Source organism: Pseudomonas sp. KBS0707 (genome assembly GCF_005937945.2).
Lineage (GTDB): Bacteria > Pseudomonadota > Gammaproteobacteria > Pseudomonadales > Pseudomonadaceae > Aquipseudomonas > Aquipseudomonas amygdali.
On the sequence record NZ_CP041754.1, the window covers coordinates 532,737 to 549,310 of the forward strand.

Here is a 16,574-nt window from a genome sequence, read left to right on the forward strand (position 1 = left end):
TTTAGTGAAAGCGTTACTGAATAGCCTGGACCAGTTCGCTGGTGTCGCACAGGCTCTGAGCGCTCATGTAGCCATCCAGAAACGCCGGGTTGCCGTTATCCAGCAGCCATTGGCGATCTTCCTGATAGCGCAACATGTGCTTGAAGTTGCGCAAGCGCAGGCTTTTACGCAATGCGCGGCGATAGGTTTTCATGTCGGCAATGTCGATCAGGCCAAGGGTGCCTTCCGGTGTGAGGATAACGTTACCCAGATGGGCCGAGCGAAAGTAGATGCCCTTTTCATGCAGGTGAGCAATGAAGCTTCCCAGTTGCCTGCGCAGCTTGTCGTCGGCCACCGCACTGCCCAATAGCTGGCGTAGGGTGAAGCCTGCCAGCGGATCATAATGCACTGCATCGCGCTCGATTTCGGCGATGCGGCTTACCGAGCGTATGCGCGGGCAGGGAATGCCGCGTTTGATCAGCGTTTCACAGTTGTCTGCGAAGCGTTGGGCATAGGGATACCAGGCTGCCGAGCTGACAAGGCGTTTGCGTCGAAACAATTTCAACATGGAGCCGTCACGCAGACGTAGTACTTTGTCGCCCGTGCCATCGGCTTCAAGCACTTCGGCACCTTGAACCAGATCAAGGTAATGGGCGTGGTCAAACGCTTGCATCGATACTCCGGTTTTTATGCCCCAAGGGCTACTGGTCGTCATACAGAAGCCTGCTTTGCCGGTTTCAAGCAGCAATCAGAAACCTCAGGGAATGGACGAGCCGCCTATGTTACCGCAGCAGGCAGCCGCGAAAACTGCTGTGATACAATTCGGCCTCTTTTTAATACGACGGATTCTCATGACAACCTCCGAATCGTCCTCGACTTCCAGCGTGAAAATCTATTTCCGTCTGTTGTCTTATGTGCGTCCGCATGTGGGCATTTTTCTGCTCAGCATCATTGGTTTCGTGATCTTCGCCTCGACCCAGCCGATGCTTGCCGGCATCCTCAAATATTTTGTCGATGGCCTGACCAACCCTGAAGCCGTGCTTTTCCCCAATGTGCCTTATCTGCGTGAGCTGCAACTGTTGCAGGCAGTGCCGTTGCTGATCGTTCTGATCGCCGCATGGCAGGGGCTTGGCTCTTTCCTGGGTAACTACTTCCTGGCCAAGGTGTCTCTCGGGTTGGTCCATGACCTGCGGGTGGAGCTGTTCAACAAGCTGCTGGTACTGCCCAATCGTTACTTCGATACGACCAACTCCGGCCACCTGATCTCGCGTATCACGTTCAACGTCACGATGGTCACCGGTGCCGCCACCGATGCCATCAAAGTGGTGATTCGTGAAGGTCTGACCGTGGTGTTCCTGTTCATCTATCTGTTGATGATGAACTGGAAGCTGACTCTGGTCATGCTCGCCATCCTGCCGCTGATTGCCGTCATGGTCGGCAGTGCAAGCAAGAAATTCCGCAAGCAGAGCAAGAAGATTCAGGTAGCGATGGGCGATGTTACGCACGTTGCCTCGGAAACCATTCAGGGCTATCGCGTGGTACGCAGCTTCGGTGGCGAGTCCTACGAACAGAACCGCTTCGCTCAGGCCAGTGACAGCAACACACGCAAACAACTGCGCATGACCAAAACCGGTGCCATCTATACGCCGATGCTGCAACTGGTGATCTACAGCGCCATGGCGGTGCTGATGTTTCTGGTGCTGTTCCTGCGAGGCGATGCTACCGCGGGCGATCTGGTTGCCTATATCACTGCGGCCGGTCTGCTGCCCAAGCCGATTCGCCAGCTGTCGGAAGTCAGTTCGACGATCCAGAAAGGCGTCGCTGGGGCCGAGAGCATCTTCGAACAACTGGACGTGGAAGAAGAAGTCGATACCGGCACCATCGAGCGTGATCGCGTGACCGGCCACCTTGAGGTGAAGAACCTCAGCTTCTTCTACCCGCAGACCGAGCGTCAGGTGTTGAACGACATCAGTTTCTCCGCAGCGCCTGGGCAGATGATTGCGCTGGTAGGCCGTTCCGGCAGCGGTAAATCGACCCTGGCCAACCTCATACCGCGTTTTTACGGGCACGAGATGGGCAACATCCTGCTCGATGGCGTCGAAATCAACGACTACCGTTTGCGCAACCTGCGCAAGCACATCGCCCAGGTCAACCAGAACGTCACGCTGTTCAACGACACGATCGCCAACAACATTGCCTATGGCGATCTGGCAGGTGCCCCGCGTGCCGACATCGAAGCGGCCGCCGCTGATGCCTACGCCAAAGAGTTCATCGACCAGTTGCCGCAGGGGTTCGATACTCAGGTGGGCGAAAACGGCGTGCTGCTGTCCGGTGGTCAGCGGCAGCGTCTGGCCATTGCTCGCGCACTGCTTAAAAACGCACCGCTGCTGATCCTCGACGAAGCCACGTCGGCGCTGGACACCGAGTCCGAACGCCACATCCAGGCGGCGCTGGATCACGTCATGAAGGGCCGTACCACGCTGGTTATCGCTCACCGCCTTTCGACCATCGAAAAGGCTGACATGATTCTGGTCATGGACGCCGGGCAGATCGTCGAGCGCGGTACGCATACCGAGTTGTTGGCACAGAACGGCTATTACGCCCGTCTGCATGCCATGGGGCTGGACGAGCCGTCACCTGTCGGCGCAGTCTGATTTCGCTCTCACCGGGCGGGCCCCTGTGGCCTGCCTGCCTTCGGGCGGTGTGATTCAACAGCCTGTCGGTTATAAACCCCTGTGCTAAGATTCCGCCCCTGTCTATTTTTAAAGTACGGGTAGTTCCATGAAGTTATCCATGCCGCGCTTTGATCAGGCCCCTGTCCTGGTGGTTGGCGATGTGATGCTCGACAGATACTGGCATGGCGGCACCTCGCGTATTTCCCCTGAAGCGCCGGTGCCTGTAGTCAAGGTCGATCAAATCGAAGATCGTCCGGGCGGCGCTGCCAACGTGGCCTTGAACATCGCTGCACTGGGCGCACCGGCTTCGCTGGTCGGTGTGACGGGTGACGACGAGGCCGCAGAAAGTCTGGCCAACAGCCTGAAAGCAGCGGGTGTGCTGGCGCGTTTTCAGCGCATTGCCAATCAGCCCACTATCGTCAAGCTGCGTGTTATCAGTCGCCATCAGCAGCTACTGCGTATCGACTTCGAAGAGGCGTTCAATACTGACCCGCTGGCACTGAGTGCAGAGGTCTACAGCCTGCTGGATGGCATCAAGGTGCTGGTCCTGTCCGATTACGGCAAGGGCGCGCTGAGAAACCATCAGGCACTGATTCAGGCTGCCCGCAAACGCGGTATCCCGGTGTTGGCTGATCCCAAGGGCAAGGATTTCACGATTTATCGCGGTGCCAGCCTGATTACGCCGAACCTCAGCGAATTCGAAGCGATCGTCGGGCATTGTGAAGACGAGGCACAGCTGGTCACCAAAGGCGCGCAGCTGATGCAGGAGCTTGACCTGGGCGCTCTGCTGGTGACCCGTGGTGAACATGGCATGACCCTGCTGCGTCCTGATCAGCAGGCGCTGCATCTGCCAGCGCGCGCGCGCGAAGTGTTCGATGTGACCGGCGCCGGTGACACGGTAATTTCCACTCTCGCAGCAGCGATTGCTGCGGGCGAGGAACTGCCGCATGCGGTGGCGCTGGCCAATCTGGCAGCAGGCATTGTGGTCGGCAAGCTGGGTACAGCAGCCATCAGCGCCCCGGAACTGCGCCGCGCCATTCAGCGTGAAGAAGGTTCCGAGCGCGGCGTGCTGGGGCTGGAGCAACTGTTGCTGGCGGTCGATGATGCGCGCGCGCACAAAGAGAAAATCGTCTTCACCAATGGCTGCTTCGACATCCTCCACGCAGGTCATGTGACCTACCTGGAGCAGGCGCGCGCGCTGGGTGATCGTCTGATCGTGGCCGTCAACGATGATGCGTCTGTCAGCCGCCTGAAAGGGCCGGGCCGTCCGATCAACAGCGTCGACCGGCGTATGGCCGTGCTGGCAGGGTTGGGTGCAGTGGACTGGGTGATCAGCTTCCCTGAAGGCACCCCTGAAAATCTGCTGAGTCACGTCAAACCGGACGTACTGGTAAAGGGCGGTGATTACGGCGTTGACCAGGTGGTCGGTGCCGATATCGTCCAGGCGTACGGTGGCGATGTGCGTGTGTTGGGGCTGGTGGAAAACAGCTCGACTACGGCAATTGTCGAGAAGATCCGCGGGCAGGGATAGTTTTCAGCTGCAAGCTACAAGCCAAGGCAAATCAAAAGGCTTGAGGCTCACAGCTTGCCGCTCATGGCGTGCAGCAGCTCCCGAGCTTTTCCGGTCAGGCGTTTCAGTCCTGACTTCTTCGCCGGTGGGGCCATGCCCTGCTGGCGTAGCCAGTCCTTCCAGCGAATTCGTTCTTCACGCACGATCCAGCCATCCTGCGCGGCAAAACTTTCGGCCAGGTACAGCCCTCGGGTGCCAGCCGGGATCAGTTTGTCGCGCTTGAGCGTATACAGCTCGGGCAGCGGCACTCCATTTTCCAGCGGCATCAGGTACAGGTCGGGTTTGCTGCGGTTAAGGCGGGCGACCAGTTGATCGTTTTCCAACACTTCATCGACATGGAAAAGGCTGACCGGGCGCGCTTCCTTGGGGATTTCCAGGCGCATGTCGTAAATCAGCTGCAAGGACGCGGTGGGTAAATGCACATAAGCCCGTGGGCGTTCCAACAGTGTCAGGCTGCCGCTTCGCACCGGTCGCGCTGCGCCGGAGAGCGGGCTCAGACGAAAGGGCATGGCCTCGCGATAATGCAGCGCAGCGGCATATGGCGCAGGCAGCCAGGTCTCTTTGAACAGTCCACTCAGCCAGCCCTGAGGCGTTTCGATCATGCACTCTTCGGCCACTTCCTGAATGGCGGTATGCAGTGGCAGGGTCAGTTCGTGGGCCGGCACATAACCCGAGATCAGCTTGAGTACGACGTCGCCACGGTCCTGGCGACGCTGGCGAACCAGCACCCAGTAATCGCGATTCTGCCAGCTCACGGTCAGGCGAACGGACACCCCCAGATTGGCAAGCTCGGTGGAGAAACGTTCGGTGTCCGGCACGTCGATCTTGCGCCGCCGCTGCAAGGTCTGCGCGAAGTTCATCGGCATGCCGATGCTCTGGTAGCTCAGGCCTTCCGGCGTGGCCTCGACGAACAGCGGCAGGGTCTTGAAGTTGCTGGGGTTCTTGCGGATCAGTGTTCGCGGCATAACGGCTCCTTCTTGCGTTGGGGTCGGCCGCCTCAATCAGGCTTGACGGCAAATCACGGCAGCGGCAGTTGCAACGTTGTGCGCCAGGTGCAACGGATTGATGGTGCCGACAATAGCACTGGCAACCGCCGGATGTTCAAACAGTAGCTGGAAACTGGCCTGCACCGGGTCCATGCCCGGCGTCAGACAGACATGACCACTGGCCAGTGCTTTCTTCACCAGGATGCCTTTGCCATGGGCGGCAGCGTAATCCAGCACCGGTTTCTCGCCTTGCTCGTTGAGGTTGTAGGTGACCATCGCACAATCACCTTCGCGCAATGCCAGCAAACCGCCTTCGACCGTCTTGCCGGAAAAGCCGAAGCCGCGAATCTTGCCTTCGCGCTTGAGGTCGGCGAGGGTCTGATACACCTCGGCCTCGTTGAGGATCGCCAGATCATTGCCGTCCGAATGCACCAGCACCAGATCGAGAAAATCGGTTTCAAGACGTTTCAGGCTGCGCTCGACCGATTTACGGGTGTGTTCAGCGCTGAAGTCATGGCTCGACTGGCCGTTATCGAATTCTTCGCCGACCTTGCTGACAATCACCCAGTCCTGGCGCTGACCACGCAGCAACGGCCCGAGCCGTTCTTCGCTGGTGCCATAGGCGGGGGCAGTGTCGATCAGGTTGATGCCCATGTCGCGGGCCATGCGCAGCAGCATCTGCGCCTGCTGGTCATCGGGAATCTTGAAGCCACTGGGGTATTTGACGCCCTGGTCGCGGCCCAGTTTGACGGTGCCCAGGCCAAGGGGCGATACGCTCAGGCCGCTATTGCCGAGCGGGCGATGCAGGTCGTGCAGGGTTTTCAAGCTCATGGCAGCAGCTCATCCCAGACAGGTATGGCCATCGGCGGCCGTGGCACATCAACCAGCGGTAACTGCGGTGTCGGGTGAATGCCATCTCTCGAAAGCTGCGACAGAACCCGGTCAGCGAAGTCCGGAGCCAGTGCCAGTTTGGTCGGCCAGCCAACCATCAGGCGACGCTGGCTGTCGAGAAAGGCGTTGTCTGGCCGCACCAGCCCCGACTGGGCAGGCTCGGCGCGGTCCACGCGCAGGGTCGCCCACTGCGCCTGACTCAGGTCGACCCACGGCAGCAGGGCTTCAAGCTCCTTGCGGGCGACGGCGATCTGCGCGTCCGGCTCGCGCGACACACCCTCGGCCTCAGCCAGATCGCCGCCCAGATACCACACACACTGGCCGTCAGCCGCAGGGTGGGTGGTGACCGTGATGCGCGGCTTGGGACCGCCACCCAGGCAGTGGGCGAACAGCGGTTTCAGGGTCGGGCCCTTGACCAGCACCATGTGCAAGGGGCGGCGCTGCATCTGCGGTTGCGACACGCCAAGTGCATTGAGCAGATCGGCATTGCCGCCGCCGGCACTGAGTACGATGCGCTGGGCATGAATATCGCGCCCATCGACGCGCAGCCCGATCAGCTCATCGCCCTCGTACAGCGGCTCGATGCTCTGACCGGCCAGCAGGCTGTCACCGGCCAGCTCGGCGAGTCGCTCGATCAGGCTCGGTACATCGACCACCAGTTCCGCGAGGCGATAGACCTTGCCCTTGAATTTGGGGTTTTGCAGTGCAGGTGGCAGTTGCTCGCCCTTGACCTGATCCACACGGCCGCGCACCGCCTTGCTGGCAAAGAAGCTGGTGAGGTTGCCGGCGATGGTGCCCGGCGACCACAAGTAGTGGGCCTCGGACAGCAGGCGTACACCGGACAGGTCCAGCTCGCCTTTGCCATCAAGAGCTTCACGCCAGCGGCGCGGCATGTCGGCGATGGCCTCTGAGGCACCGGAAAGCGCACCGTGCAGCGCGTACTTGGCACCGCCGTGGATGATCCCCTGAGACTTGAGGCTTTGCCCGCCACCCAGGCTGGCGCTTTCTACCAGCACTGTCGAGAACCCTTGACGACGCAACCGGGCGTTTAGCCATAGACCGGCTACGCCAGCCCCGACAATCAGCACGTCAGTGGAAATAACCGATGTCATGAGCACCTCAGTGAGTAAAAAGTACGAGCATTATAAAGGATCGGCTTTTCAATGCCCGGCGGTTTTCGAGAACAGCTGGATGACGGCTACGCCAGCCACAATCATGCCCATGCCCAACAACGCGGGCAGGTCGAGTTTCTGGCCGTAGATGAAGAACGCCGCAATGCTCACCATGACAATGCCCATGCCCGACCAGATGGCGTAGGTGATGCCGACCGGGATCGTGCGCATCACCAGAATCAGCATCCAGAATGCAATTGCATAACCGGTGATCAGCAGCAACAGCGGCAGGGGAGTGCTGAACCCTTTCACGGCTTTCATGGAGGTGGTAGCGATGACTTCCGCGCAAACGGCGATAGCCAGCAGGTAATAAGCGTTCATGGTGCATTCCTTTTCGTCAGGCTGCGCATTCTAGCGACTTGTGATGGCGGGCTGATAAACTCCGCGCCCATGAATAGAACCCTTTATACCCTACTGTTTCATCTCGGCCTGCCACTGGTTGCCCTGCGCCTGTGGTTACGTGCGCGCAAGGCTCCGGCATATCGCCAACGCATCGGCGAGCGGTTCGCCAGCGGCCTGCCTGCCATGCAGCGCGGTGGTATCTGGGTGCATGCGGTGTCAGTGGGCGAAAGCATCGCGGCCGCGCCGATGATTCGCGCGCTGCTGCTGCAATACCCCCAACGGCCGATCACTGTGACTTGCATGACGCCCACAGGTTCGGAACGAATCAAGGCGCTGTTCGCCAGCGAGCCGCGCATTCAGCATTGCTACCTGCCGTATGACTTGCCCTGGGCGGCAGGGCGTTTTCTCGATTATGTGCAGCCCCGGCTGGGCATCATCATGGAAACCGAGCTGTGGCCCAACCACATCCACCAATGCGCCCTGCGCGGGATCCCCGTGGTGCTCGCCAATGCGCGGCTTTCGGAGCGCTCGGCAAGGGGCTATGCGCGCTTTGCCAGGCTTGCCCGGCCGATGCTGGCGCAAATGGCCTGGTTCGCGGTGCAGACTGAAGTTGAGGCGCAGCGCTTCCGTGACCTGGGCGCGCGTCCCGAGTGCGTTGCGGTGACCGGCTCGATCAAGTTCGACCTGAGCATTGACCCGCAATTGTTGGAACGTGCCGCGCACTTGCGTGAGCAATGGCAGGCGACGCAGCGCCCGGTATGGATCGCCGCCAGCACCCATGCGGGCGAGGATGAAAGCGTTCTTTCAGCTCATCGCACGTTATTGACGAGCCATCCTGATGCGCTGCTGATCCTGGTGCCGCGTCATCCCGAGCGTTTCGACAGCGTGCATGCGCTGTGTCAGCAGCAGGGTTTTGCGACGGTTCGGCGCTCATCCGCGCAGGCTGTCACGCCGGAAGTCTCAGTGCTGATGGGCGATACCATGGGCGAATTGCTGTTTCTCTATGCGCTGGCGGATATCGCTTTTGTGGGCGGCAGCCTGGTGCCTAATGGCGGCCACAACCTGCTGGAGCCTGCGGCGCTGGCCAAACCGGTACTCAGCGGCCCTCACCTGTTCAACTTCCTCGAGATTGCCGCCATGCTGCGCACTGCCGGTGCGTTGCAGGAAATCAGCGATGCGACCACGCTGGCGACCGCCGTGCAGGGGCTTTTCGACCAGCCACAGCAGGCTCGCGGCATGGCCGATGCAGGGCTTGCGGTGATGAAGGCCAATCAGGGCGCTCTGCAACGTCTGCTCGACGGAATCGGGCGGTTGATGGGCAAACGCTGAGTCGGAGAGGACGCAGAGCGTCCGGAACGGCATGCCCACGCGGAGCATGGGCACGATAGTCGAGATTCTCGTTCCTCACGCTCCAGCGTGGTAATGCATTTCGTGACGCTCTGCGTCACCTGTCAGCGCTTTGCAGGTCGCTCGAAGTTCTTCTGTGCGGCAGTTGCCAGGTCGGGCGGAAGGAAGTCCTTGTCCGGGTTGTAATCAGCCTTCAGGTAGCGTGAAAGATCCTGCAGGTCGCCCGGGTTCAAGGTGCCTGCTGCCTGCTTGAGGCGCAGGTTGTCGAGGATGTAGTCATAGCGCGTGTTGTTGTAGTCACGCACCGAGGCATACAACTGGCGCTGCGCATCCAGCACGTCGACGATGTTGCGGGTGCCCACCTGATAACCTATTTCGGTGGCTTCCAGCGCGCTCTGGTTGGAGATGATCGACTGTTTGCGGGCCTGGACCTGCTCGACATCGGTATTCACCGCACGGTGCAGGTTGCGCGTATTTTCCACCACCTGACGACGCAGGCTTTCACGGCGTTGCTCGCTCTGGCTCAGGCGCGCATAGGCTTCGCGTACCTGTGAACTGGTCAGGCCACCGCTGTAGATCGGGATATTCAGCTGCACGCCAATACTGCGCTGCTCGACGTCGCCGCCATAATTGCGCCCGGTGTAATTGGGGTTGCTAAAACCCAGTGCGTCGTTGTCGCCACGCTGATAAGTCGCCACGGCATCAAGTGTCGGGGCGTGCCCGGCCTTGCGCTGACGCAGGGTTTCCTCGGCAGCACTGACCGCGTAATTACTGGCCAGCAGGTTGAGGTTCTGTTGTGCTGCGGTATCGACCCAGGCCTTGGCATCGTTTGGCGTTGGCGCCAGCACAGGCAAGGTATGCACGATGCCTTCGATGGAGTTGTATTCACGGTTGGTCAGCGTCACCAGGGCTTGAAACGCATCATCCACCTGGCGCTTGGCGAGAATCCGGCTGGCACGCGAGGTGTCGTAGCTGGCCTGCGCCTGCAACACGTCGGTCTTGTCCGACAGGCCGACATCGAAACGCTCGTTGGCCTGATCGAGCTGGCGTTTGAACGCTGCCTCCTCGGCCTTGGTCGAGGCCAGATTGTCCTGGGCGCGCAGCACGCTGAAATAGCTTTGTGCCGCTTGCAGGATCAGGTTCTGCTCGGTAGCCGACAGCTCGAGTGCCGCCTGCTCGTTGCTCGCCTCGGCGGCCTGCAACTGGAACCAGCGGTCGGCACGGAAGATCGGCTGGCTCAGGGTGGCTTGATAGACGTTACCGCTGCGGGTGGCCACGGTTCTGGGCTGGTCGATACTGGTGCGGGTATTGTTGCTTTGTGCACTGCCGGAAATGTTCGGCAGCAAACCGGCGCGGGCCTGCGGTACGGCTTCCTTGCGGGCATCGTAATCGGCGCGGGATGCCGCAAGGTCGGCATTGTTGTCCACCGCCTGCTGATAGACATTCAGCAGACCAGTCTGGGTCGGCAGTGGCATATCGGCTGCCCACGTCAGGCCGCTGGACGCAAACGAAACGGCCACAACCAACGAAAGTTTGCGCAGCATGAGGCATTCCCTGTTCATGAAGAAAGTAATCACGGTTTAAGAGAAACCGGGTTAGCGAGTGTAGAGCCAGACTCTTTTAGCAACAATCGGCGATTTGCGCCATTTATCGAGCCCTGTGCAAATAGGCTGGCATTGCGACCGCGCCCCGGCATAGACTGATCGCGTTCTTGTCGGGGTGCCTTGCTGTGAGGCTGAGATCGGTTAAACCGGATCCCGTTGAACCTGATCAGGTTAGCGCCTGCGTAGGGAACAAGATTTCTCGTCTCCCGGCGAGTCCTCTTGAGTATCGTCCGGGGTCGATTGTTCAAAAAATGAACAGCGTACGTCTCCTTTCGATACTCAGCACCAGCACTGGTGCACCCGTCCGTCACGTCAGGTCACTCCGACAATAAATCCGTAACCGGATGTCTGGAGAGCCGTGATGAGTACAACACTAAAAAATGCAGCCCATTTGAGCGAGTCGGCACAAGTCGATTCCGGATCGGTACAGCCGTTTACCCGTTCGCAGAAAATCTACGTTCAGGGCTCGCGCCCGGACATCCGCGTGCCGATGCGCGAAATCACTCTGGACGTCACACCGACTGACTTCGGCGGTGAAATCAACGCGCCGGTCACGGTCTATGACACCTCCGGCCCGTACACCGACCCCAACGTGATCATCGACGTGCGTAAAGGCCTGGCGGATGTTCGCTCGCCGTGGATCGACTCGCGCAACGACACCGAGCGCCTGGCGGGCTTGAGTTCCAACTTCGGCCAGCAACGCCTGAGCGACGCCGAACTGACCGCGCTGCGCTTTGCTCATGTGCGCAACCCGCGCCGGGCCAACGCGGGGGCCAACGTCAGCCAGATGCACTATGCGCGTCAGGGCATCATTACCGCCGAGATGGAATACGTTGCCATCCGCGAAAACATGAAGCTTCAGGAAGCCCGTGCCGCAGGCCTGCGGACCCAGCAAAATGCCGGGCACAGCTTCGGCGCGAGCATCCCGAAGGAAATTACTGCCGAGTTCGTGCGCGAAGAGATCGCCCGTGGTCGCGCGATCATCCCGGCCAACATCAACCACGTCGAACTGGAACCGATGATTATCGGCCGTAACTTTCTGGTAAAGATCAACGGCAACATCGGTAACAGCGCGCTGGGATCTTCCATCGAAGAAGAAGTCGCCAAGCTGACCTGGGGCATTCGCTGGGGTTCTGACACGGTCATGGACCTGTCTACCGGCAAGCATATTCATGAAACCCGTGAATGGATCATCCGCAACTCGCCGGTGCCGATCGGCACTGTGCCGATCTATCAGGCTCTGGAAAAAGTCGGCGGTGCGGCCGAGGATCTGACCTGGGAGCTGTTCCGCGACACACTGATCGAGCAGGCCGAGCAGGGCGTTGATTACTTCACCATCCACGCCGGTGTGTTGCTGCGTTATGTGCCGCTGACCGCCAAGCGTGTGACCGGGATTGTCAGCCGTGGTGGTTCAATCATGGCCAAGTGGTGCCTGGCGCATCACCAGGAAAACTTCCTGTACACCCATTTCGAAGACATCTGCGAAATCATGAAGGCTTATGACGTCAGCTTCTCGCTGGGCGATGGCTTGCGTCCGGGCTCGATTGCCGACGCCAACGATGCGGCGCAGTTCGGTGAGCTGGAAACCTTGGGTGAACTGACCAAGATCGCCTGGAAGCACGACGTGCAGACCATGATTGAAGGCCCCGGTCATGTGCCGATGCAGTTGATCAAGGAAAACATGGACAAGCAGCTGGAATGCTGCGACGAAGCGCCGTTTTACACCCTTGGCCCGCTGACCACCGATATTGCGCCGGGGTATGACCACATCACGTCGGGCATCGGTGCCGCGATGATTGGCTGGTTCGGTTGCGCCATGCTGTGCTACGTCACGCCCAAAGAGCACCTGGGGCTGCCGAATAAGGATGACGTGAAGACCGGGATCATCACCTACAAGATTGCTGCCCACGCAGCGGACCTTGCCAAAGGCCATCCAGGGGCGCAGATCCGTGATAACGCCTTGAGCAAGGCGCGTTTCGAGTTCCGCTGGGAAGACCAGTTCAACCTTGGCCTGGACCCGGACACCGCGCGCTCTTACCACGACGAAACCCTGCCCAAGGACTCGGCCAAGGTCGCGCATTTCTGTTCCATGTGCGGGCCGAAATTCTGCTCGATGAAAATCACTCAGGAAGTACGCGAGTACGCCGCCAACCAGCGGATCGAAGCAGTCGACGTCGATGTAGCCAAAGGCCTGGCCGAGCAGGCCGAGCGCTTCAAGCAGGAAGGCAGCCAGTTGTACAAGAAGGTGTAGAAAGCGGTACGTGCACGACAGAACACCGCTAGCGGTTATCGCTACGCTCCAGCATTGGGCTTTACGACTCGGAGCGTCGCACGATAGTTGCGATTATCGTTCCGCACGCTCCAGCGTGGGCATGCAGGTCTCGACGCTCTGCGTCGTCAAGAGGACGCAGAGCGTCCAGAAAGGCATGCGACGCAGAGCGTCGCATGATAGATGAGATTATCGTTCCGCACGCTCCAGCGTGGGAATGCAGGTCTCGACGCTCTGCGTCGTCAAGAGGACGCGGAGCGTCCAGAACGGCATGCGACGCAGAGCGCCGCACGATAATTGCGATGATCCCACGCTCTGCGTGGTAGCGCTGTTCTGGAAGCTCCGCGTCCGATCCCGAATCACCGATCAACACCCCACACGAGACACCAACGTGAACACACCTGGCACCTATTCTCCCGACACCCCCATCCCTGCCAGCCAGCGGGTATTCGGTGGGCGGGATCTGTTCTCCCTGTGGTTCTCCCTCGGCATCGGTTTGATGGTGCTGCAAACCGGGGCCTTGCTGGCGCCGGGGCTGGGTATGTCCGGCTCGATGCTGGCGATTTTCCTCGGCACGCTGGTGGGCGTTTTACTGCTCGCCAGTGTCGGCGTGATCGGCAGTGACACCGGTTTGTCTTCCATGGCAGCCCTCAAACTCAGCCTGGGCAGCAAAGGCGCATCGCTGCCCGCAGTGTTGAACCTGCTGCAACTGATGGGTTGGGGTTCGTTCGAGATCATCGTCATGCGCGACGCCGCCAGTCTGTTGAGCGATCGGGCTTTTTCGCAGGGCAGTCTGTGGACCAGTCCGCTGCTCTGGACACTGTTTTTCGGAGCGCTGGCCACTCTGCTGGCGGTCAGCGGGCCATTGACCTTCGTGCGCCGATTCTTGCGCAAGTGGGGAATCTGGATACTGCTGGCCGCGTGTTCATGGCTGACCTGGAACCTGCTGAGCAAGGCTGATCTGGCAGCGCTGAGGGCGACATCCGGGGACGGTTCACTGCCGTTTGCTTCGGGGTTCGACATTGCCATCGCCATGCCGCTGTCCTGGCTGCCGCTCATTGCCGACTACTCGCGCTTCGGCCAACGTGCGAAAAGTGTCTTCGGCGGCACGGCTGCAGGCTTTTTCATCGGTAACTTCTGGCTGATGAGTCTGGGCGTTGCCTATACGTTGGCGTTCGCGCCGAGCGGTGAGGTCAATGCCTTGCTGCTGGCACTGGCCGGCGCAGGTCTGGGTATCCCGTTGCTGCTGATTCTGCTGGATGAGACGGAAAATGCGTTCGCCGATATTCATTCGGCGGCGGTATCGAGTGCTTTGCTGTCACGCATCAAGGTCTAGCACCTGGCATTGACCATCGGCGTGATCTGCACGCTGATCGCCTGTCTGGCACCGCTGGCCCAGTACCAGAACTTTCTGCTGCTGATCGGCTCGGTGTTTGCGCCGCTGTTCGGCGTGGTGCTGGTCGACCATTTCATCCTGCGTCGTCGCAGTGGTCAGGTAGTGGAGGGCGGTTTGCGCTGGATGAGTCTGCTGGCGTGGCTGGGCGGGCTCAGCACCTATCACCTGCTGGCTGGCTTTTACCCGAATGTCGGTGCAACACTGCCAGCGCTCGTTGTCGCTGGCGTGTTGCAGCTGTTGATCGGCGGTGCGATCAACCGCGACCGGGGAACAGTTCCGGCTTGAGGATGCCATTGAGCTGAGGGTAAGGAATCTTCAGCTCGATGTGACCCATCGAATACGGCGCGATGGTATCCACCGAGTACTTGAGGATCACCGCGCCGTAGGTCAGCGCGATGTGTGGCGTGCGCTTGAACGGCCAAGTCTTCATGAACTCGCTGTCTTCATTCATCTTGGTCGAGACCAGCCAGCCCTGGTGGGCCAGTTGGGCCTTCTGCCAGAACTCGCTTTCCTTGCCCGGAATGATCATGTCGGCCAGCGTCAGAACTTTCTGCTGCTGACGCGAATAGTTGATGAACGCCCGGCCAGGGTTGCCGTGGGCACCACCGGTATCCAGGTAGCTGGACAGTTCGACAACCACTATACCGTCATGCTGCTCGCGTACCTTGGCTTGCAGATAACTGCTGTTGCTGCCCTGGGCCTGGCTCAGGAACTGCTCCTGATAGGCTTTGATAGACGCAGGCGGCGAGGCGCTGCTGTCAGCAACGGTCAGTTGCAGCAAGGTCTTCTGAACGATGGCGTCCAGTCGCGGCTCATCGGGAAAATGCACAGTATCGATGTTCACCAGCGGGCAGTCCGCCGTGGTGCAGCCTGGCTTGATCAGCTCGGAGGCATCGCGCTGGACTTGCAGCGGTGTGCGCATGTTGGGCGTGAAGAGGCTTTGGCAGGCGCCGAGCAACAGGGCCAGGCAAGCCAGTGAAGTGATCCTCAGTAACGACATGTTGATCCTTGGCAGTGTCAGTAAAGGCGGTTGCGTTGTGCGTATGCAGGCTGGTTGGACTGTAAACAACGTCTTCGGTTCGATCATGGCAGATTAGAATTGTTTTAAGTCCCGGCCGTCTACCCTGCATCTTCAAGGGGGCTGCATCTTACCGTCGATGCGCGTTAGGATGACCCGATGTCAAAAACGGCGGCAAGCGAGAAACCCATGACCCAGACCACACGATCTGCACCAAGCGCTTTTGAAACCATACAGCGTGAAAACTGCTTCAAGGGCTTCTATAGGCTGGACAAGCTGCATGTGCGCCACGAGCTGTTCGCAGGTGGCATGAGCAAGGAAATCAGCCGCGAGCTTTTCGTTCGCCACGATGCGGTTTGTGTACTTCCTTACGATGCCAAGCGTGACGAAGTGGTGCTCATCGAGCAGTTCCGCGTGGGTGCCATGGAAAAGACCAGCAACCCGTGGCTGATCGAACTGGTCGCCGGGCTGATCGACAAGGATGAACAGCCGGAAGAAGTTGCTCATCGCGAGGCAGAGGAGGAAGCTGGACTGGTGTTCCGCTCGCTTTGGCCCATCACCAAATACTTTCCTTCTCCAGGTGGCAGTAATGAGTTTGTTCACTTGTACCTGGGGCAGTGCAGCAGTGAAGGGGCAGGCGGAATTCACGGGCTTGAGTCCGAAGGCGAAGACATCCGGGTCACAGTCTGGTCATTCGATGACGCAATGCAGGCGATGAAAGACGGAACAATCAAAAACGCGTCGACGATCATCGCCTTGCAATGGCTGGCGCTGAATCGTGCGGAGATAAGGGGTTTATGGTCGTGAATCTATTGCGCGAGCGCTACCGTGTCGACCTTGCCGGACTGCAGGCTGCGTGTGAGGCCAACTACGCGCGCCTGATGCGCCTGCTGCCCGACATGCGCAACGAACAGCGCTCACGCCGCGTCGCCGTCACCCAGGGCGACCAGATGCTGGGCGTACTGGCCGTCGAAGTATTGCTCGACTGCCCGTACACCACCACCCTGCAAGTCCGCCAGGAACACAGCCTGCCATGGCTGCCGGTGCCGGTGCTCGAGGTTCAGGTATACCACGACGCACGCATGGCCGAAGTCATCGGCGCCGAGCATGCGCGGCGCTTTCGCGGGATTTATCCCTACCCCAACGCGGACATGCATCAACCGGACGAAAAAGCCCAGCTCAATTTGTTTCTGGGCGAATGGCTGAGTCATTGCCTGGCGTGTGGGCATGAGTTTGAGGCAGTGCGTTAACGCCTCTTCAATTGTTATCGCACTACTGCTCCTTGGCTTCGCCCTGTATTTATCCCACACCGGATTGACCGATAA

General features: G+C 59.7%; 13 protein-coding genes, 1 pseudogene and 1 riboswitch. Of the genes and pseudogenes, 7 read left to right on the forward strand and 7 right to left on the reverse strand.

Going from position 1 to position 16,574, the window contains the following annotated elements; all coding sequences use genetic code 11:
* Positions 1–13: 13 nt before the first annotated feature.
* On the reverse strand, positions 14–652 hold the full coding sequence (locus FFH21_RS02520; protein ID WP_038820444.1) for a toluene tolerance protein: 639 nt from the start codon (positions 650–652) through the stop codon (positions 14–16).
* Between the two features lie 178 nt (positions 653–830).
* On the opposite strand from FFH21_RS02520, the gene msbA reads away from it, so the two are divergent.
* Together msbA and hldE are read left to right on the forward strand one after the other, a co-directional pair.
* Positions 831–2,633, forward strand: coding sequence for a lipid A export permease/ATP-binding protein MsbA (gene msbA / locus FFH21_RS02525; RefSeq protein ID WP_019742283.1), 1,803 nt, complete (start codon positions 831–833; stop codon positions 2,631–2,633).
* Between the two features lie 127 nt (positions 2,634–2,760).
* Complete coding sequence (hldE, locus tag FFH21_RS02530; RefSeq protein ID WP_011167538.1) at positions 2,761–4,185, forward strand: bifunctional D-glycero-beta-D-manno-heptose-7-phosphate kinase/D-glycero-beta-D-manno-heptose 1-phosphate adenylyltransferase HldE; 1,425 nt, start codon at positions 2,761–2,763, stop codon at positions 4,183–4,185.
* Positions 4,186–4,232: 47 nt separating this feature from the next.
* Here hldE and FFH21_RS02535 read toward each other — a convergent pair whose 3' ends face one another.
* The 4 genes from FFH21_RS02535 to FFH21_RS02550 are packed head-to-tail and all read right to left on the reverse strand — an operon-like array spanning position 4,233 to position 7,594.
* Positions 4,233–5,189: a hypothetical protein gene (locus tag FFH21_RS02535; RefSeq protein ID WP_002551786.1), complete on the reverse strand. Its 957-nt coding sequence runs from the start codon at positions 5,187–5,189 to the stop codon at positions 4,233–4,235.
* A gap of 36 nt (positions 5,190–5,225) precedes the next feature.
* The gene (locus FFH21_RS02540) at positions 5,226–6,041 is read right to left on the reverse strand and encodes an aldo/keto reductase (RefSeq protein ID WP_019742281.1); all 816 of its coding nucleotides are present in this window, start codon (positions 6,039–6,041) and stop codon (positions 5,226–5,228) included.
* Positions 6,038–7,213: an FAD-binding oxidoreductase gene (locus tag FFH21_RS02545; protein WP_011167540.1), complete on the reverse strand. Its 1,176-nt coding sequence runs from the start codon at positions 7,211–7,213 to the stop codon at positions 6,038–6,040. Before FFH21_RS02545 ends, FFH21_RS02540 begins: the two co-directional genes overlap by 4 nt.
* Before the next feature lie 48 nt (positions 7,214–7,261).
* Positions 7,262–7,594 (reverse strand): SMR family transporter, encoded by a 333-nt coding sequence (locus FFH21_RS02550; RefSeq protein ID WP_002551789.1) that lies wholly within the window; start codon positions 7,592–7,594, stop codon positions 7,262–7,264.
* A 69-nt stretch (positions 7,595–7,663) separates the two neighbouring features.
* Here FFH21_RS02550 and waaA point away from each other — a divergent pair, with 69 nt between their 5' ends.
* Positions 7,664–8,944 (forward strand): lipid IV(A) 3-deoxy-D-manno-octulosonic acid transferase, encoded by a 1,281-nt coding sequence (waaA, locus tag FFH21_RS02555; protein WP_011167541.1) that lies wholly within the window; start codon positions 7,664–7,666, stop codon positions 8,942–8,944.
* Between the two features lie 122 nt (positions 8,945–9,066).
* Here the strand turns inward: waaA and FFH21_RS02565 are convergent, their stop codons facing one another.
* Positions 9,067–10,506 (reverse strand): TolC family outer membrane protein, encoded by a 1,440-nt coding sequence (locus tag FFH21_RS02565; protein WP_041924407.1) that lies wholly within the window; start codon positions 10,504–10,506, stop codon positions 9,067–9,069.
* Between the two features lie 161 nt (positions 10,507–10,667).
* Positions 10,668–10,772, forward strand: a riboswitch (TPP riboswitch).
* Positions 10,773–10,927: 155 nt separating this feature from the next.
* On the opposite strand from FFH21_RS02565, the gene thiC reads away from it, so the two are divergent.
* Both thiC and cytX read left to right on the forward strand, forming a co-directional pair.
* Positions 10,928–12,817 carry a phosphomethylpyrimidine synthase ThiC gene (gene thiC / locus FFH21_RS02570; RefSeq protein ID WP_011167543.1) on the forward strand — a complete coding sequence of 630 codons (1,890 nt, stop codon included), beginning with the start codon at positions 10,928–10,930 and terminating at the stop codon, positions 12,815–12,817.
* Between the two features lie 409 nt (positions 12,818–13,226).
* A pseudogene (gene cytX / locus FFH21_RS02580) lies at positions 13,227–14,516 on the forward strand (putative hydroxymethylpyrimidine transporter CytX).
* On the opposite strand, the gene FFH21_RS02585 reads toward cytX, so the two are convergent.
* Positions 14,485–15,231 (reverse strand): RsiV family protein, encoded by a 747-nt coding sequence (locus FFH21_RS02585; protein WP_011167546.1) that lies wholly within the window; start codon positions 15,229–15,231, stop codon positions 14,485–14,487. The pseudogene cytX and the gene FFH21_RS02585 sit on opposite strands and share 32 nt — an antisense overlap.
* Positions 15,232–15,438: 207 nt before the next feature.
* On the opposite strand from FFH21_RS02585, the gene FFH21_RS02590 reads away from it, so the two are divergent.
* Together FFH21_RS02590 and FFH21_RS02595 are read left to right on the forward strand one after the other, a co-directional pair.
* Positions 15,439–16,056, forward strand: a complete 618-nt coding sequence (locus tag FFH21_RS02590; protein WP_002551795.1) for an NUDIX domain-containing protein — start codon at positions 15,439–15,441, stop codon at positions 16,054–16,056.
* Entirely contained in the window at positions 16,047–16,499 is a 453-nt protein-coding gene (locus FFH21_RS02595; RefSeq protein WP_002551796.1) for a DUF1249 domain-containing protein, read from the forward strand. Before FFH21_RS02590 ends, FFH21_RS02595 begins: the two co-directional genes overlap by 10 nt.
* The last annotated feature ends 75 nt before the right edge of the window (positions 16,500–16,574 follow it).

Bases quoted from the DNA above. Each gene is read 5' to 3' on its own strand.
- FFH21_RS02520 (WP_038820444.1), bottom strand. From the start codon at position 652: ATGCAAGCGTTTGACCACGCCCATTACCTTGATCTGGTTCAAGGTGCC.
- msbA (WP_019742283.1), top strand. From the start codon at position 831: ATGACAACCTCCGAATCGTCCTCGACTTCCAGCGTGAAAATCTATTTC.
- hldE (WP_011167538.1), top strand. From the start codon at position 2,761: ATGAAGTTATCCATGCCGCGCTTTGATCAGGCCCCTGTCCTGGTGGTT.
- FFH21_RS02535 (WP_002551786.1), bottom strand. From the start codon at position 5,189: ATGCCGCGAACACTGATCCGCAAGAACCCCAGCAACTTCAAGACCCTG.
- FFH21_RS02540 (WP_019742281.1), bottom strand. From the start codon at position 6,041: ATGAGCTTGAAAACCCTGCACGACCTGCATCGCCCGCTCGGCAATAGC.
- FFH21_RS02545 (WP_011167540.1), bottom strand. From the start codon at position 7,213: ATGACATCGGTTATTTCCACTGACGTGCTGATTGTCGGGGCTGGCGTA.
- FFH21_RS02550 (WP_002551789.1), bottom strand. From the start codon at position 7,594: ATGAACGCTTATTACCTGCTGGCTATCGCCGTTTGCGCGGAAGTCATC.
- waaA (WP_011167541.1), top strand. From the start codon at position 7,664: ATGAATAGAACCCTTTATACCCTACTGTTTCATCTCGGCCTGCCACTG.
- FFH21_RS02565 (WP_041924407.1), bottom strand. From the start codon at position 10,506: ATGCTGCGCAAACTTTCGTTGGTTGTGGCCGTTTCGTTTGCGTCCAGC.
- thiC (WP_011167543.1), top strand. From the start codon at position 10,928: ATGAGTACAACACTAAAAAATGCAGCCCATTTGAGCGAGTCGGCACAA.
- FFH21_RS02585 (WP_011167546.1), bottom strand. From the start codon at position 15,231: ATGTCGTTACTGAGGATCACTTCACTGGCTTGCCTGGCCCTGTTGCTC.
- FFH21_RS02590 (WP_002551795.1), top strand. From the start codon at position 15,439: ATGACCCAGACCACACGATCTGCACCAAGCGCTTTTGAAACCATACAG.
- FFH21_RS02595 (WP_002551796.1), top strand. From the start codon at position 16,047: ATGGTCGTGAATCTATTGCGCGAGCGCTACCGTGTCGACCTTGCCGGA.